The 15,897-nt window shown below is 59.3% G+C and carries 14 protein-coding genes; 7 read left to right on the forward strand and 7 right to left on the reverse strand.

Annotated elements, in window-relative coordinates:
* Window positions 1-99: 99 nt before the first annotated feature.
* The gene (locus KHU30_RS23190; RefSeq protein ID WP_211444968.1) at window positions 100-906 is read right to left on the reverse strand and encodes a GNAT family N-acetyltransferase; all 807 of its coding nucleotides are present in this window, start codon (window positions 904-906) and stop codon (window positions 100-102) included.
* Between the two features lie 315 nt (window positions 907-1,221).
* Between KHU30_RS23190 and KHU30_RS23195 the strand changes: the two genes are divergently transcribed.
* Entirely contained in the window at window positions 1,222-2,733 is a 1,512-nt protein-coding gene (locus KHU30_RS23195; RefSeq protein WP_407928133.1) for a M20/M25/M40 family metallo-hydrolase, read from the forward strand.
* Between the two features lie 479 nt (window positions 2,734-3,212).
* Here KHU30_RS23195 and KHU30_RS23200 read toward each other — a convergent pair whose 3' ends face one another.
* From KHU30_RS23200 to KHU30_RS23215, 4 genes are read right to left on the reverse strand one after another with little or no spacing between them, the layout of a single operon-like run.
* A complete protein-coding gene (locus KHU30_RS23200) occupies window positions 3,213-5,249 on the reverse strand; it encodes a sodium:solute symporter family protein (protein WP_211444970.1) in 2,037 nt (678 codons plus the stop codon).
* Entirely contained in the window at window positions 5,246-5,527 is a 282-nt protein-coding gene (locus tag KHU30_RS23205; RefSeq protein WP_211444971.1) for a DUF4212 domain-containing protein, read from the reverse strand. Before KHU30_RS23205 ends, KHU30_RS23200 begins: the two co-directional genes overlap by 4 nt.
* A gap of 26 nt (window positions 5,528-5,553) precedes the next feature.
* Window positions 5,554-7,092 carry a sensor histidine kinase gene (locus KHU30_RS23210; protein WP_211444972.1) on the reverse strand — a complete coding sequence of 513 codons (1,539 nt, stop codon included), beginning with the start codon at window positions 7,090-7,092 and terminating at the stop codon, window positions 5,554-5,556.
* Between the two features lie 9 nt (window positions 7,093-7,101).
* The gene (locus KHU30_RS23215; RefSeq protein WP_211444973.1) at window positions 7,102-7,827 is read right to left on the reverse strand and encodes a response regulator transcription factor; all 726 of its coding nucleotides are present in this window, start codon (window positions 7,825-7,827) and stop codon (window positions 7,102-7,104) included.
* Window positions 7,828-7,954: 127 nt separating this feature from the next.
* On the opposite strand from KHU30_RS23215, the gene KHU30_RS23220 reads away from it, so the two are divergent.
* The 3 genes from KHU30_RS23220 to trpS all read left to right on the forward strand — a co-directional run bounded on the left by KHU30_RS23220 (window position 7,955) and on the right by trpS (window position 10,706).
* Window positions 7,955-8,317 (forward strand): hypothetical protein, encoded by a 363-nt coding sequence (locus tag KHU30_RS23220; protein WP_407928131.1) that lies wholly within the window; start codon window positions 7,955-7,957, stop codon window positions 8,315-8,317.
* A 240-nt stretch (window positions 8,318-8,557) separates the two neighbouring features.
* On the forward strand, window positions 8,558-9,502 hold the full coding sequence (locus tag KHU30_RS23225; protein WP_211444974.1) for a Tim44 domain-containing protein: 945 nt from the start codon (window positions 8,558-8,560) through the stop codon (window positions 9,500-9,502).
* Between the two features lie 169 nt (window positions 9,503-9,671).
* A complete protein-coding gene (gene trpS / locus KHU30_RS23230; protein WP_211444975.1) occupies window positions 9,672-10,706 on the forward strand; it encodes a tryptophan--tRNA ligase in 1,035 nt (344 codons plus the stop codon).
* 573 nt (window positions 10,707-11,279) lie between these two features.
* Here trpS and KHU30_RS23235 read toward each other — a convergent pair.
* Window positions 11,280-12,062 (reverse strand): SDR family NAD(P)-dependent oxidoreductase, encoded by a 783-nt coding sequence (locus KHU30_RS23235; protein WP_211444976.1) that lies wholly within the window; start codon window positions 12,060-12,062, stop codon window positions 11,280-11,282.
* Between the two features lie 132 nt (window positions 12,063-12,194).
* On the opposite strand from KHU30_RS23235, the gene KHU30_RS23240 reads away from it, so the two are divergent.
* Window positions 12,195-12,521: a helix-turn-helix domain-containing protein gene (locus KHU30_RS23240; protein WP_211444977.1), complete on the forward strand. Its 327-nt coding sequence runs from the start codon at window positions 12,195-12,197 to the stop codon at window positions 12,519-12,521.
* A gap of 27 nt (window positions 12,522-12,548) precedes the next feature.
* On the opposite strand, the gene KHU30_RS23245 is transcribed toward KHU30_RS23240, so the two are convergent.
* A complete protein-coding gene (locus KHU30_RS23245) occupies window positions 12,549-13,493 on the reverse strand; it encodes a LysR family transcriptional regulator (RefSeq protein ID WP_211444978.1) in 945 nt (314 codons plus the stop codon).
* A 91-nt stretch (window positions 13,494-13,584) separates the two neighbouring features.
* Between KHU30_RS23245 and KHU30_RS23250 the strand changes: the two genes are divergently transcribed.
* Both KHU30_RS23250 and KHU30_RS23255 read left to right on the forward strand, forming a co-directional pair.
* Window positions 13,585-14,820, forward strand: a complete 1,236-nt coding sequence (locus tag KHU30_RS23250) for an acyl-CoA dehydrogenase family protein (RefSeq protein WP_211444979.1) — start codon at window positions 13,585-13,587, stop codon at window positions 14,818-14,820.
* Window positions 14,817-15,884, forward strand: a complete 1,068-nt coding sequence (locus tag KHU30_RS23255) for a phosphotransferase family protein (RefSeq protein WP_211444980.1) — start codon at window positions 14,817-14,819, stop codon at window positions 15,882-15,884. The genes KHU30_RS23250 and KHU30_RS23255 overlap by 4 nt, the downstream gene beginning before the upstream one ends.
* The last annotated feature ends 13 nt before the right edge of the window (window positions 15,885-15,897 follow it).

Genomic DNA, 15,897 nt, shown 5'->3' on the forward strand with positions numbered 1-15,897 from the left:
ATGGAGGCGTAATTTTTCGGGTGAAATAGAAATTGGCGGGTTGCAGTTGCTCGTCATATCCTCGCGTCTACAATTTTTGCCTGCGCAGACAATTCGTGTTTAATCAATACTCGCCTTAGGTAACCACAGCAAGCTCGCGTATTTCTCAACTGCCTTAAAGCCAAGGGATTGATATAGCTGCAATGCATGATGACTTCCTTCTGCCACCATTAAAAGAGCGCTTACTTTGGAAAATCCTTGTACAGCAACATGATGAACAAGTGCTTTGCAAATACCTTGGTTTCTGAATGAAGGATCGGTTAATACAGATTGGAAGCGACCAATTTCACCATCAAAGAAAAGTCCGAGGTTGGCAACTTGTTCTCCATCTATATAGGCTCCCCACCAATTTCCTTGGTCATGTCTAATGAGCGATTGATACATGTGCCGTTGGCATTCCAAATAGCATCGATATGCATTGGCAGGAAATGCATTGTCCTGCAGCAGCATCGCCTCCCATTTTTGCCAATCTTCATTTGAAGAATATGGCTTGATCTCAATTTGGATTTTGCTTTTGGTTGGCCGAATCAAGTCATTCTTTTTTGCGAGTAAAACTAAATTTTCGCTATATTCGTAGCCAAGATGAGTAAATTCTGATGCGTCAGAATTCTCGGCGATGCTCATCGGCCAGATGAATGAACGATGCTGGATTTCTGGTGGCTTGCCGATCAAGGATGCGAAATCAGCTTCGAACAAATAGAAATTTTTGATATCAGGTTTATTCTCAAGTAACAAAGAATTTCCAGAGTAAGAGTCTGGACAATTTTTTGTATAAATAAGAGTGTATTTTCCCCATTTTTTGACATTTCCATTTAGGCGATGGAAAAATAATTCGGATTCAACTCCCAACGCATTCATATGGTTCATTTTTTGTATGTTCAAATATTCTTAATCAGGAATTTTTGTATGCCATGATGAAATCATGATGTTATAAACTGGATTCATCTGAATATTCAAAAGGCGATTGCATACACAAGTGCTTGTTTGGGAAATTCGATATTCAAATATTTTTCTAATTGCTCCTGATCAATCGCATTTGTCAGCACTTCACCGATTTGTATTGAGGATGCACAAATTAGCATGTTTTGTGGAACACGCGATAAATTTCGATGCAGTAGTCAAATGGAGACAGAGTTTTATATGAAAACATTATTCCAGCACTGTCAGTTGGCCGCTTGCGCCATGGCCATATTTTCGACACCGTCTCTTTATGCGGCCGAACCGCCGATCGCGCCGCAAGTGCAGAATGCTGCGCAGGCAAGCTTCAAGGAATGGGCCGAGGTGCTGGCAATTCCCAACGACTCTGCGGTGGCCGCCGATATACAGCGCAATGCCGCCTGGTTTGAACAGGCTTTTCAGCGGCGCGGCTTTCATGCCAGGCAATTGGCCAATAACGGCAAGCCGCTGCTGTTTGCCGAGTTTCCAAAGAGCGATCCTGGCCTTCCCACAGTACTGTTTTATGGACATATGGATGGACAACCGGTCAATCCCTCTGAGTGGCAACAGAAAAGTCCATGGGTGCCGGTGTTGAAACAGCGCAATGCAGCCGGTCGGTGGGAAGCCATGCCGCTGGATAAGTTGTTCGCCAAGGATGTCGATCCTGAATGGCGTTTGTTCGCCAGGGCTTCCGCGGATGATAAAGCGCCGATCATGATGTTGCTGGCCGCGATCGATGCACTCAAAGCCGGCGGCAAGACGCCGGCGATCAACGTCAAGGTCATTCTCGACGCGGAAGAAGAAAAGGGATCGCCGTCATTGGGCGGCGTCGTCAAGCGGAATCAGGATTTGTTGAAGTCCGATATGCTGGTTGTATTGGATGGTCCGATGCATCCCAGCAATCAGCCTACATTGGTATTCGGTAATCGCGGTATCGTTGTCGGCACTTTGAAGGTTTATGGCCCGAAGCAAGACAGCCACAGCGGGCATTACGGTAACTATGCCGCCAACCCGGCGCAATTGATGGCGCGCTTGCTGGCATCGATGAAAGACGATGAGGGCCGTGTTACGGTTCCGGGCTATTACGATGGCGTCAAGCTGGACGCCGATTCCTTGCGCGTCATGCGCGCTGTGCCGGACGACGAAGCGGCATTGCGCCAGCGTCTGGGGATTGCGGTGGCGGACAAGGTTGGGCAAAACTACCAGGAAGCGATGCAATATCCGTCGCTCAATGTGCGTGGCATGCAATCCGGAGATGTTGGCGAGAAGGCTCGCACTGTCGTGCCGGCGGTGGCTGTCGCGGAACTGGATTTGCGTACCGTACCTGAAACTGAGCCGGCGGCCTTGATAGCGTTGCTCAAGGGATTTGTGGAGAAGCAGGGTTTTCACCTGGTCAATGGCGAGCCGAGCGATGCGGATCGTGCCCGCTATCCTAAGCTTGCCTCGCTTGAGTTCGAGTCGGCGTCGGCTTCCAGCAGTGCTGTCCGTACCGATCTGAATGCGCCAATTGGTCATTGGCTGCGCCGTTCTTTGACCAAGACTTACGGCAAGGAGCCGGTGCAGATCAGAATGATGGGCGGGACCGTTCCGACCGGTGCTCTGGTCGATGCACTGAAAGTTCCTTTTGTGATTGTGCCGCTGGTCAATGCCGACAACAATCAGCATAGCGCCAATGAGAATATGCGATTGGGAAATTACATCAGTGGTGTGAACAGCCTGGTAGGTATTCTGTCGGAGCCGTTGAGCAGCAAGCCTTGAGCGACCTGAAAACTGCCACGACGGCAGTCAAATGGGGTCAGAGTTTTTTTTCGCGGTTTTTGCGAAAATTACTCTGACCCCATTTGACGTTCTACGGAGCGCATGTCTTGGCATGCTGAGAACGGCCTGCAGGTTGCTAAAACTGTTGCTGCTCCGTGGATACTAGCCGGGGGTAGCCCGGCAGCTACTTACTTTCTTTTGCTTCGCCAAAAGAAAGTAAGCAAAGAAAAGGCGACCGCAAAGCCGTTGCCCTCCCTTCGGTCGGGTCCCCAAATCCGGCGCGCGCCAGCCGGGTGAGGGGCAAAACTCGCCTTCGGCTCAAACATGCCCCTCACAATTCCCGGCCGACGCACGCCGGATTTGGCAACGTCTCCATGCGGGGTACGTCAAAAGCAACGGCAACATCAAAGGCAACCACAACATCAAAGGCAACCGCAACGTCAAAAACAACCCCAACGTCAAACACAACTTCGGCGGCGCTAAGGTGCGCGGATTTGATCTACCAGCTTCATCGCGCGGGGGTCTGGCGGGGGTGTCAGGAGGCTGACTACGATCAGGGCCAGCAAACCTGCCGGTACGCCGAACACGCCGGCTGCCATGGGGGCGATGTGGAACCATTGGCCGTTGGCGGAGCCGCCTAGCGAGGGATAAGTGTGCAGCATGTAGTACACGCAGGTGACGAAGCCGACCACGATGGCGGCCAATGCGCCTTCCTGGTTGCCGCGCTTCCAGAATACGCCTAGCGCCAGCACCGGGAACAGGGCGGAGGCCGCCAGCGAAAACGCCGCGCCTACCATCGACAGGATGTCGCCGGGCTTGAGCGATGCGGTGTAGGCCGCCAGCAGCGCCACCACCAGCAGCAGCAGCTTGGACACCGTGACGCGCTTGGCGGTGGAGGCGTTGGGGTCGATCATCTTGTAGTACACGTCGTGCGAGAGGGCGTTGGAAATCGTCAGCAGCAAGCCGTCCGCGGTGGAGAGTGCGGCCGCGAGGCCGCCGGCGGCGACCAGGCCGGAGATGTAGTAGGGCAGTTTGGCGATTTCCGGCGTCGCCAGCACGATGATGTCGCCGTCCAGCACGATTTCCGACAGCTGCACAATGCCGTCGTGGTTGACGTCGGTGATGCTGACCAGCGGATGGGCCTTGTCGATATTGGCCCAGTACGAGATCCATTCCGGCAGGTGCGCGTAGTCGGAACCGACCAGCGACGTGTAGATATAGTATTTCACCAGCACCGCCAGCGCCGGCACCGTCAGGTAGATCAGCAGGATGAAAAACAAGGTCCAGAATACCGATTTGCGCGTCTCGTGCACCGATGGCGTGGTGTAGTAGCGCATCAGGATATGCGGCAGCGCGGCGGTGCCCAGCATCAGGCAGAACACCAGGGCCAGGAAGTTGTTGCGCTTGATGTCCGAGGCTTCCGGGCTGGCGGCGGCAAACGGCGTGGCTTGCGGAATCGGCGGTTCGGCGCGCGCCAGGTAGCCGGCTTTTTCCTGCTGCCAGGCGCGTTCGGCTTCCTCGGGCGTTTTCGGATAGTTGCTGAGGGCGCGGCTGGCGGCGCGGATCTCGATCAGCGAGCCGTTGCTGCGCTTGAGTTTTTCCAGGTACTGCTGGGCCTCTACGCGGCCTTGCTCCCAGGAGGTCGGCAGATTGTGCAGGCGTGCATCGTAGTCGTCGGCCTTGGCCTTGAAGATCTCGCGCACCTGGATTTCCTTGGGGTCGGCGTCGAACTTTTTTTCGATATCGGTAATCTGGGTCAGCACCGTACCGTAGGACACCTGCGCCAGCGGGCTGTGGGTGTGCTGGGTCGACAGCAGGACCACCGGGATCAGGTAGGCGAACAGGATGATGATGTACTGCGCCACCTGGGTCCAGGTGATCGCCCGCATGCCGCCAAGGAAAGAGCAGACCAGGATGCTGGCCAGTCCGAGGAAAATGCCGACCGAGAAATCGACGCCGGTAAAGCGCGAAGTGATCAGGCCGACGCCGTAAATTTGCGCCACCACATAAATGAAGGAAATCAGCACGGTGGCGATGACGGCCAGGATGCGCACCGGATTGCTGCTGGTGCGGCCGCGGTAGCGCGCCGCCAGGAAATCCGGAATGGTGTACTGCCCGAACTTGCGCAGGTAGGGTGCGATCAGCAACGCCACCAGGCAGTAGCCGCCGGTCCAGCCGATGATGTAGGCGAGGCCGTCGAAGCCTTGCAGGTAGAGGCCGCCGGCCAGGCTGATGAAGGTGGCGGCGGAAATCCAGTCGGCTGCGGTGGCCATGCCGTTGAACAGGCCCGGCACGCGCCGTCCCGCTACATAATATTCGGAGACGTCGGAGGTGCGGCTCATGATGCCGATGCCGGCATACAGCACCACGGTGGCAAACATGAACATATAGCCGATCCAGGTGCGCGGCAGGCCTTCCTGTTCCAGGATCGCCAGCACCACCAGCAAGGCGATGAAGCCGGCGGTGTACCAGCCGTAGTAGCGCACCAGCCGCCAGAAAAAGGATTTGTCGTTCATCGCGCGCTGCTGTCCGCGTTGTCGCCTGGCTTGTCAGCCTGATGGCGGCGATCGGTCTTGTGCATCTGCCAGGTGTATAGCGTAACGATCAGCAGGTAGCCCAGGGCCAGGCCTTGCGCCGCCATGTAGAACGACAGCGGCCAGCCGAACCAGGTGATGCTTGCCAGTTCCCGGGCAAAGAAGATGACAGCGAAGGTCAGTACGAACCAGACCAGCAGCAGCGCCAGGGTCAGTCGCCTGGTGCTGCGCCAATGGCTGGGAGGGTGGGGAGTCGGCATGGATAGTTCTGGTCTCGGATTGACGCTCAATGGAAATCTGTCTTGGCTGTTTTCAGCAAATGCAGGCTGACGCGGAACAGGCTGCCCGGCAGTTCCGGATCGCTGCTGTGGGGATTGTAGGAAATCGTGATGTGCGCGTCGTGCTGCAGGGCGATCTCGCGTACGATCGCCAGCCCCAGCCCGCTGCCGCTGCGGCTGTTGTCGAGGATGCGGTAGAAGCGCTGGAAGATATGATCGCGCTCGGCCGGCGGAATGCCGGGCCCGGTGTCTTCTACTTCCAGGATGGCGAACTGCGCCTCCCCCGGCTCGCCGTCGGCGCGCACGCGCACCGTAACGCGGCCCTCCACCGGCGTGTAATGCAGCGCATTGTCGATCAGGTTGCCGAGCAGCTCGCCCAGCATGAGGGGATTGCACATGACCGGCAGCGGCTGTTCGGCCTGTTCAAAACCGAGGTCGATGCGTTGCGTGAAAGAGGCCTGCACCCAGTCTTGCACCACGCCGCGCGCAAACTCGGACAGGTCGCGCTGCACGAACGGGGCATTTTCCTGCGATTGGTTTTCCGCCCTGGCCAGCGACAGCAGCTGGTTCACCAGCCGGGTGGCAGACTCGGAACTCTTGGCCAGCTGCTGCAGCGAGCGATGGACGTCCTCCTGGCGGGTCTGGCGCAGGGCCAGTTCCGATTGCATGCGCATGCCGGCCAGCGGCGTCTTCATCTGGTGCGCAGCGTCGGCGATAAAGCGTTTCTGGGTTTGTATCGAAAGCGAGAGCCGCTCCAGCATGTCGTTGAGGGAACGCACCAGCGGCGAAATTTCTTCCGGCACCTGGCCCGAATCGATAGGGCTGAGATCGTCCGGCCGCCGGGCCCGGATGCGCTGCTGCAACTCGGATAGGGGCGACAGCCCGCGCGAGAGCGCAAACCAGATCAGCGCCAGCACGATCGGCAGGATCAGGAACTGCGGCAGGATCACACCCTTGATGATGGCGTTCGCCAGGCGCGCGCGCTTTTCCAGCGTTTCCGCAACCTGCACCAGCGCCGTGCGCGGCGGCGCGGTGGCGTTGACTTCGGCGACGCTGCGCAGGTCGACGTAGACGTAGGCAATCCGCACGTCATTGCCGTGCAGGATAGCGTCGCGGTGCTGCACCGTGCCCGGATGAGCGGTGTCTTCCTGGGCGATTGCCGGCGGGATGGTCAGGTCGCGGTCGCCTTCGACGATATTGCCGCGCGCGTCGGTGATCAGGTAGTAGACATTGTCGATATCGTCGGCGCGCAGGAAATCGCGCGCCGGTCCGTTGAGCCGCGTCGCCACCTTGCCATTGATTTCGATCACCTGCTGCGACAGCACCATGACGCTGTCGTCCAGGGCCTGGTCGAAAGGCTGGTTGGCGATGGTTTTCGCCACCACATAGGTAATCGCAATGCTGATCGGCCACAGCAGCAGCAGCGGCACCAGCATCCAGTCGAGGATTTCGCCGAACAGCGAGCGCTGGACGCGCTCTTCAGCCTGTTGTGCTAGCGGCGCAGCGGGCTGATGTGTGGTCGGCAGCGTATCCGGAGACAAGGCCATGGCTCAGCTTCAACGGCGGCTGGAAGAATCGAGCGGGGAAAGCGCGGTCAATGGATTGGGAGGAGGCTCGCTGATTTTCTCCAGGCAATAGCCGAGGCCGCGCACCGTGGCGATGCGCACGCCGCCGATTTCGATTTTCTTGCGCAAGCGGTGTACATAGACTTCGATGGCGTTGTTGCTGACCTCTTCGCCCCATTCGCACAGGTGGTCGACCAGCTGTTCCTTGGAGACGAGGCGGCCGGTGCGCTGCAGTAACACCTCCAGCAAGCCCAGTTCACGCGCCGACAGGTCCAGCATCTGTTCATTGATATAGGCGATCCGCCCGACCTGGTCGTAGCTCAGCGGCCCGTGCCTGATGACGGTGGGGCCGCCGCCGGCGCCGCGGCGGGTCAGGGCGCGCACGCGCGCCTCCAGTTCCGACAACTCGAACGGCTTGGCCATGTAGTCGTCGGCGCCCAGATCCAGTCCTTTGACACGCTGTTCGACAGAATCGGCGGCGGTCAGGATCAGCACCGGCAGGTGCGAATTTCTGGCGCGCAGACGGCGCAGCACTTCCAGGCCGCTCATTTTCGGCAAGCCGAGGTCGAGGATCAGCAGGTCGAAATCCTGGGTCGACAAGGCCGAATCCGCTTCCATCCCGTTCATGACGCAATCCGTGGCATAGCCCGACTGCCGCAGCGAACGCGTCAATCCATCGGCCAGTACACTGTCGTCTTCGGCAAGCAAAATGCGCATGATCTGGGTATTCCCCTTCAGGATGGATGGAAACTACTATTTGTAGTCTATGGCGTTTCATTCCTGTCAGCAAGACAGACTGTGAAATTGCCGCTGTTTGGTATAATCAGCGCTCCTTGATTTTGTCTTGATGTGGTTTACTGCCTTGATGCAACGCTTATTGATCCTTCTGCTGGTGTTTCTGCTGCCCATGCAAGTCTTTGCAGGCATCGCCGAATCCAAGGCGGATGCGACGGCGGCGCTGGCATACACGATGCAGCTGGATGATGCGGCAGCTCAATGCAACCTGGCCGACAGTCATGACGCGCAGGATGATCAAGACAGCCTTGCCGACGAAATCGAGATGCATGTCGATCTCGGCGACGACACCGTACCTGCTTTCCCTTTCGTATTTGCCGCCACGGCAATCGCATCCAGTCCCGCGCTGAGCAACGACAAAGCGCGGCAGCCGCCGTTCCTGCCGCCGGCCGGACCTCCTCCCAGGGCATAAGCGCCTTCACGCCGCATGGATATTTTTTCCGGCGGCGGGCGCCTAGCCATCCGCCGGATCTTTATCCGGCCCTCCTCGTAGCCATTGTTTGCCGCTTAGCTTGCCGGATTGCCAGATTTCATTCTGCAATTCCTTGGCCTGTCTGATCGGCCGTGAATGCGAGGAGATCGAATCAGCATTCCCGGCAATCCGCAATACCTATAGCCATGTCCTGCATGGCGTCAAATCTCAGGAGAAAGTATGAAGAAATTATTCGTCGCGCTGATCGTCGTTGCCATGACGTTCTCAGCCGGTATCTCAACCGTGGAAGCCAAGCGCATGGGCGGCGGCGCTTCCTTCGGCAAGAAATCGCAAAGCATGAACCGCCAGGCCGCGCCGGCGCCAAGCCAGGCGGCCAAGCCTGCGGCGGCTGCCGCAGCACCTGCCGCGGCCGGCGCCGCTGCGGCAGCCAAGCCAAGCATGTGGAAAGGCATGCTCGGCGGCGCTTTGCTGGGCCTGGGGCTGGGCGCGCTGCTGTCCAGCATGGGCCTGGGCGGCGCCATGGCCGGCATGATCAGCAACATGATCATGATCGCCTTGTTCGCGTTTGCCGCCATGTTCATCTACAAGCTGGTGCGCCGCAAAATGGCCGGCGGCAATTCGGCTAACGGCGGCATGCAGCCTGCCTTCGCCAGCGCGGCGCCGTCCAGCTTCACGCCGGAAATCGCTTCGCGTATCGAGCAGCCTATGCAGCGTGCTGCATTTGACGCTGCGCCGGTCGCTGCTGCCGGCGCTGGTGTTGCCGGCGCCGCTGCCTGGGGCGTGCCTGCGGATTTCGATACCGCCGGTTTCCTGCGTCACGCGAAGACTTACTTCCTGCGCCTGCAAGCGGCCTGGGACAAGGCTGACAGCAACGATATCCGCGAATTCACCACGCCTGAAATGTTTGCCGAACTGCGCATGCAATTGCAGGAGCGCGGCGCTTCGGAAAATCATACCGACGTGGTGTCGCTGGATGCGCAATTGCTGGGCATCGACACTGTCGATAGCGACTACCTGGCGAGCGTGCGCTTCACCGGCATGATCAAGGAAGACGCCAATGCTTCTGCCGCGCCGTTTGCCGAGATCTGGAACCTGTCCAAGCCGACTGCCGGCCAGGGCGGCTGGATCCTGGCTGGGATCGAGCAGGAAGAGAAAAGCAGCTGATAGCGGTTTTGGCGGGCAGGGTTGGCTTAGCGCCGCGCTGCACCGCCGATTGCATCGGTTGGCAGCAAAAAAGCCGCTGGCGAGAGATCGCCGGCGGCTTTTCTTATTCTTCGGCGTCGCTGATGGCACAATAGAGGGTTTTCAGGATATCGCTAAAAAAGGAAAGTTAATGAGTTTGCCAACGAACGAGTCTCCCAAGTCCACCGAATCAGCGGTCATCCTGACCGGCGATCGTCCTACCGGTCCTTTGCATCTCGGCCATTTCGTCGGCAGCTTGCGTAATCGTATCGAATATCAGCACACCTACAAGCAGTTCATCATGCTGGCCGACGCCCAGGCGCTGACGGACAATATGGACGACACCAACAAGGTGCACCGCAATGTGGTGGAGGTGGCGCTGGACTACCTGGCGGTCGGCATCGATCCGGCCAAGTCGACCATCCTGATCCAGTCGCAGATTCCCGAGCTGGCGGAATTGACTTTTTACTACCTTAACCTGGTGACGGTGGCGCGCCTGGAGCGCAATCCTACGGTCAAGGAGGAAATCCGGCTGCGCGGTTTCGAGCGCGATATTCCGGCCGGTTTCCTGACGTATCCGGCCAGCCAAGCGGCGGACATCACGGCTTTCAAGGCGGCGCTGGTGCCGGTCGGCGAGGACCAGATTCCGATGATCGAGCAGACCAATGAGATCGTGCGGCGCTTCAATCGCACTGCCGGGCGCGATGTGCTGGTGGAGGCGAAGGCGCTGGTGCCTGAGATCGGGCGTTTGCCGGGGATCGACGGCAAGGCGAAAATGAGCAAGTCGCTGGGCAACACGATCAACCTTGGCGCCAGCGCTGATGAAATCCGGGCTGCGGTCAAGCAGGTCTACACGGATCCTTTGCATTTGCGGGTGCAGGATCCTGGGCATCTGGAGGGCAACGTGGCCTTTTTGTATCTGGATGCGTTTGACCTGGATAAGGCTGGCCTGGCGGAGATGAAGGCGCATTATGTGCGGGGGGGCTTGGGCGATAGTCTGGTCAAGGCGCGGCTGGAGGCTTGCCTGCAGGATTTGCTGGCGCCGATCCGGGCGCGCCGGGAGGAGCTGGCCAAGGACAAGGGGCATGTCATGCAGATCCTGAAAGAGGGCACGGCCAAGGCGCGTGAAGTGGCGGCCAGAACGGCGGACGAAGTCAAAGCGGCCCTGGGCCTGAGCTACTTCTAAACCAGCGCAGCCGTAGCTAAATTGACTGCGCGGCAGCCAAATTCACGACTGCCGCAGCCAAATTCGCCGCCGCCGCAGTCAAATTCACCGCCGCCGCAGTCAAATTCACCACCGCCGCAGTCAAATGGGGTCAGAGTTTTTTTTCGCAGTTTTTGCGAAAATTACTCTGACCCCATTTGACGTTCTACGGAGTGAGTGCGGTGGCATGCTAAGAACGGTCTGCGGGTTGCTAAAACGTTTTCTGCTCCGTTGATACAAGCCGGGAGCGGCCCGGCAGCCGCTCACTTTCTTTTGCTTGCCTGCGCGGCCCGGCCAAAAGAAAGTAAGCAAAGAAAAGGCGACCGCAAAGCCGTTGCCCTCCCTTCGGTCGGGTCCCCAAATCCGGCGCGCGCCAGCCGGGTGAGGGGCAAAACTCGCCTTCGGCTCAAACATGCCCCTCACAATTCCCGGCTGACACGCGCCGGATTTGGCAACGTCTCCATGCGGGGCACGTCAAAAGCAACGGCAACGGCAACGGCAACGGCAACGGCAAAAGCAACGGCAACGTCAAAAGCAACCACAACAGCCCTGCCGTCAGCTATGGCAAGGCCCGGCATCAATCACCAGTTCGCTGCCTGTGACAAAGCGGCTGGCGTCTGATGTCAGGTAGAGGATGGCGGCGGCGACGTCGGTGGCGGAGCCGCGGCTGGTTTGCATTTGCAGTTCGGCGCGGTCGGCCAGGGCCTGGGTCAGGTCGTCGCGTTTGCGCATGGCTGCGGCCAGGGCGGGGGGACGGATTACGCCTGGGTGGATGGCGTTGACGCGGATGTTTTGCGTGGCGTAGCGCATGGCATTCATGTTGTTCATGCGCAGCGTCGCTTTCGCTGCCTGGTCGGCGGCTGCATGCTGCTTGCCGTTCATGGCGCAGGGCGCCAGGACATTGACGATGGAGCCGCCGCCGGCGCGTTCCATGGCGGGCGCTACGTGCTTGCTGCACAGGATGCTGCCGTTGACGTTGGCCAGCATGGCCTTTTCCCAATGTTTCTGCGACAGCCCGTACGCATACGGCTGATTGGCATCGACGCCGGTGCTGTTGACCAGGATGTCGATGCGGCCGAAATGCGCTTCAACTGCCGTCATCACCTGTTCCACGGCATCGTTGTCGCTGACATCGAGTTGCCAGAACCGGACCTCGCTCTGTTTGCTGCCCAGCAGCCCCGCAATAACTTCTCCTTCCTGCTCCCGCTCATCCAGGATCGCCAAATGTGCACCAGCCGCAGACAAGGCGCAGGCAATGTGTAAAGCTATGCCGCGCGCCGCACCGGTGACCAGGGCGACTTTGTTTTTGAGCGGGAAATACGTGGAAAGTGGGTCCATGTCGCTAAAACCATTGTCAGTTTTTACACGTGGATTAAAGCATTCTTTAGTGCACATTGCAACCATGCTTTAATTGAATGAAAGTATTCTTTACCGATGGTGAATAATTATGGCGCGCGACTCGCAGAGGCTTTGCAGATAGCTCGAAAAGACAGGCAAGAACTCGCGGACGCCATCGGCGTGAGCGTGCAGGCGGTCGGACAGGTGATTGCCGGCAAAACCAAGGCGCTGACAGCGGAGAATTCAGCGCTCGCCGCGAAATTCCTTGGCGTCGACATATTCTGGCTGGCCACCGGGACCGGCAGTCCGAAGATAGTGACCAAGATGTCCGGCCAGTGGCCTTTCAGCATCAGCCTGGAATCGTTCCTGGCAATACCGGAGGAAGAGCAGAATCGCGTGGGCGAATACATCGAGTTCTGCGTCAGGAAGTGGCAGGCGGCCCATCCGGCGAAAAAATAAGCGGCCGCATCCGCAGCGCATCCACAGCTATTTTTTCTTGCGTGGAGATTTAGCTGCCGCCAGGCGATTCGGCTCAGGAAACAGCTGCCCCAGCACGCCGCGCAGCCAGCGGTTGGCCGGATCAAGTTCCGCATTCTCATGCCAATACAGATATACATCCAGGGTCGGCGTCGGCAGCGGCAGCGGGTAGATCCGGTTCGGCAGGTTGAGGTTGGCGATCTGTGCATAGTGCTCGGGCATGGTGGTCAGCAGGTCCGAGGCGCTGACTACATGGCAGGCCGCGTGATAGTGCTGGCAGCGCAAGCCGATCTGGCGCTGGCGTCCCATGCGCGCCAGTTCGACATCTTCGATGCCGGGGCCGGTGCGCCGCGAAGATACTAAAATGTGGCTTTGCGCCAGATAGGTTTCCAGGTCCAGGCCTTTCTTCAGCGCCGGATGATCCTGGCGCGCGATCACCACCAGCGCATCGCGCGATAAAGGCGTACTGTGGATCTCCGCCGGCCGCTGCAGCAAGACGTCAACCGCGATGTCGAGCGTGCCGGCCGCCAGTTCCGATGCCAGCTGGCGCCGCTCCACCCGTACGGAATTGATCGCCACTGTCGGCGCCTGTGCCTGCAGCAGCTGGATCAGCGGCGGCAGCAGCCGCGCTTCCAGCACGCCTGTCAGGCCGAGGTTGAAACTGCGGCGGCTGCTGGCCGGATCGAACTGGTTGCCGTGCTTGACGCTGACTTCCAGCGTCTGCAAGGCTTGCCGCACGGGACCGATCAGGGAGCGCGTCATCGGCGTCGGCAGCATATTGCTGCCTTGCCGGATGAACAAGGGATCGCCCAGCAGTTCGCGCAGGCGCGCCAGGGCGTGGCTGACCGCTGGCTGGGTCAGGCTCAAGGCCTTGGCTGCGCGGGTGATATTGCCCTCCGCGTAGATGGTGTCGAGCACCACGAACAGGTTGAGGTCGATGCGGCTAATATGCATGATATTAATTATTATCTATGTAAATCATTCATTTGATGAATTATAGTCCTTGCGGCACACTGCATGCATCGCCCAACAGTCGAGGAAGATCATGGATTTTGCTTATTCGCCCCAGGCCCGCCAGTACATCAAGCGGCTCAATACTTTCATGAGCGAGCATGTGCTCCCGGCCGAAGCGGAATATTTCAGCCAGCTCAAGCGCGGCGAGCGGCCATGGAACGTGCCGCCGGTGATGCGGGCGCTGAAAGCCAAGGCGAAAGCAGCCGGCTTGTGGAATCTGTTCCTGCCGGATGCCGAATTCGGCGCCGGCCTCAGCAATACCGATTACGCGCCATTGGCGGAAATCATGGGGCGCTCGCAGATCGCGCCGGAAATCTTCAACTGCAACGCGCCGGATACCGGCAATATGGAAGTGCTGGTCAAGTACGGCTCGCCGGCGCAGCAGGAACAATGGCTCAAGCCGCTGCTGGCCGGTGAAATCCGCTCGGCGTTCTGCATGACCGAACCCGAAGTCGCTTCCAGCGACGCCACCAATATGCGCGCCACCGCCATTGTCGAAGGCGACGAAGTGCTGCTCAACGGCCGCAAATGGTGGAGCACTGGCATCGGCCATCCCGACTGCAAATTCGCGATTTTCATGGGCCTGACCTATCCCGACGGTCCCAAGCACGCCCGCCATTCGATGGTGATCGTGCCGCTGGATACGCCCGGCGTCAAGGTCGAACGCATGCTGCCGGTGTTCGGCGCGCTCGACGAACCCTACGGCCACGGTGAAGTCAGTTTCACCAATGTAAAGGTGCCGCTGTCGAATATCATCGCCGGGCCGGGACGCGGTTTTGAAATCGCCCAGGGCCGCCTGGGACCTGGCCGCATCCATCACTGCATGCGGGCTCTCGGCGCGGCTGAGGTGGCCATGGAAATGATGTGCCAGCGCGCTTTGGCGCGCACGGCTTTCGGCAAGCCGCTGGCCGATCTCGGCGGCAATGCCGACATCATCGCCAATGCCCGCATGCGTATCGAACAGGCGCGTTTGCTGACCTTGAAAGCCGCATGGATGATGGATACCGTCGGCGCTAAGGCGGCCATGAGCGAGATTTCCCAGATCAAGGTGGTGGTGCCGAACCTGGCGCAGCTGGTGATCGACCAGGCGATCCAGATGCACGGCGGCGCCGGCGTCTGCGACGATCTGTCGCTGACCGGCCTGTATGTCTATGCCCGCATATTGCGTTTGGCGGATGGTCCGGACGAAGTGCATCGCGCCTTGGTCGCCAAGCTGGAACTGAGAGCGCAAGGCGCCCGCGCCGCGGCGCAGGGAGCCGCGGCATGAGCCTGATCGACCAAGCCGGCGCGGTGCGCAGCGGCGAAGAACTGGATGTCGCCAGGATCGCCGCCTTTCTGCAGGGAGTAGACAGCAGCCTGCAAGGCTTGCCGGCGGTGAGCCAGTTCCCCGGCGGCGCCTCCAACCTGACCTACCTGCTGAGCTATGCCGACCGCGAACTGATCCTGCGCCGGCCGCCGTTCGGCGCCAAGGCCAAGTCGGCCCACGACATGCTGCGCGAAGCCAATATCATGGCTGAATTGAAGCCGGTCTATCCTTACGTGCCGAGCGTGTTCGCGACCTGCCAGGACCGCGACGTGATGGATAGCGATTTCTATGTGATGGAGCGGCTGCGCGGCATCATCCTGCGCAACAAGCTGCCGCCCGGCCTGGCGCTGAGCGAGAGCGACACGCGCCGGCTGTGCCTGAACGTGATCGACAAGATGATCGCCCTGCACAAGGTCGATTACCAGGCGGCCGGCCTGGCCCATTTGGGCAAGGGCGAAGGCTATGTGCAGCGGCAGATTGCCGGCTGGAGCGAGCGCTTCCGCAAGGCGCGCACCGGCGACGTGGTCGATTGCGAAGAGGTGATGCGCTGGCTGGCCGCCAAGCTGCCTGCAGCCGATGTCGCCACCTGCCTGATCCACAACGATTTCCGCTTCGATAATGTGGTGCTCGATGCCGACGATCCCTTGCAGGTGATCGGCGTGCTGGACTGGGAAATGGCGACCCTGGGCGATCCGCTGATGGATCTCGGCAATACCCTGGCCTACTGGGTGCAGGCCGACGACGAGCCGCAGTTCCAGCAGACGCGGCGCCAGCCGACGCACTTGCCGGGCATGCTGACGCGCAAGGAAGTGATCGCCTATTACGGCGAGCAGACCGGCTACCGCACCGATCATTTCGATTTCTATGAAATCTACGGCTTGTTCCGGCTGGCCGTGATCATCCAGCAAATCTACTACCGCTTCCATCATGGACAAACCACCAATCCGCAGTTCGCCATGTTCGGCCACGTGGTCAACTACCTTGACCAGCGCTGCAGGAATCTGATCGCGCAATCGAGCATATGAACCACACCATGCT

The organism is Collimonas humicola (assembly GCF_018304945.1).
Lineage (GTDB): Bacteria > Pseudomonadota > Gammaproteobacteria > Burkholderiales > Burkholderiaceae_D > Collimonas > Collimonas humicola.

Bases quoted from the DNA above. Each gene is read 5' to 3' on its own strand.
- KHU30_RS23245 (WP_211444978.1), bottom strand. From the start codon at position 13,493: ATGCATATTAGCCGCATCGACCTCAACCTGTTCGTGGTGCTCGACACC.
- trpS (WP_211444975.1), top strand. From the start codon at position 9,672: ATGAGTTTGCCAACGAACGAGTCTCCCAAGTCCACCGAATCAGCGGTC.
- KHU30_RS23205 (WP_211444971.1), bottom strand. From the start codon at position 5,527: ATGCCGACTCCCCACCCTCCCAGCCATTGGCGCAGCACCAGGCGACTG.
- KHU30_RS23215 (WP_211444973.1), bottom strand. From the start codon at position 7,827: ATGCGCATTTTGCTTGCCGAAGACGACAGTGTACTGGCCGATGGATTG.
- KHU30_RS23195 (WP_407928133.1), top strand. From the start codon at position 1,222: ATGGCCATATTTTCGACACCGTCTCTTTATGCGGCCGAACCGCCGATC.
- KHU30_RS23225 (WP_211444974.1), top strand. From the start codon at position 8,558: ATGAAGAAATTATTCGTCGCGCTGATCGTCGTTGCCATGACGTTCTCA.
- KHU30_RS23255 (WP_211444980.1), top strand. From the start codon at position 14,817: ATGAGCCTGATCGACCAAGCCGGCGCGGTGCGCAGCGGCGAAGAACTG.
- KHU30_RS23210 (WP_211444972.1), bottom strand. From the start codon at position 7,092: ATGGCCTTGTCTCCGGATACGCTGCCGACCACACATCAGCCCGCTGCG.
- KHU30_RS23200 (WP_211444970.1), bottom strand. From the start codon at position 5,249: ATGAACGACAAATCCTTTTTCTGGCGGCTGGTGCGCTACTACGGCTGG.
- KHU30_RS23235 (WP_211444976.1), bottom strand. From the start codon at position 12,062: ATGGACCCACTTTCCACGTATTTCCCGCTCAAAAACAAAGTCGCCCTG.
- KHU30_RS23250 (WP_211444979.1), top strand. From the start codon at position 13,585: ATGGATTTTGCTTATTCGCCCCAGGCCCGCCAGTACATCAAGCGGCTC.
- KHU30_RS23190 (WP_211444968.1), bottom strand. From the start codon at position 906: ATGAACCATATGAATGCGTTGGGAGTTGAATCCGAATTATTTTTCCAT.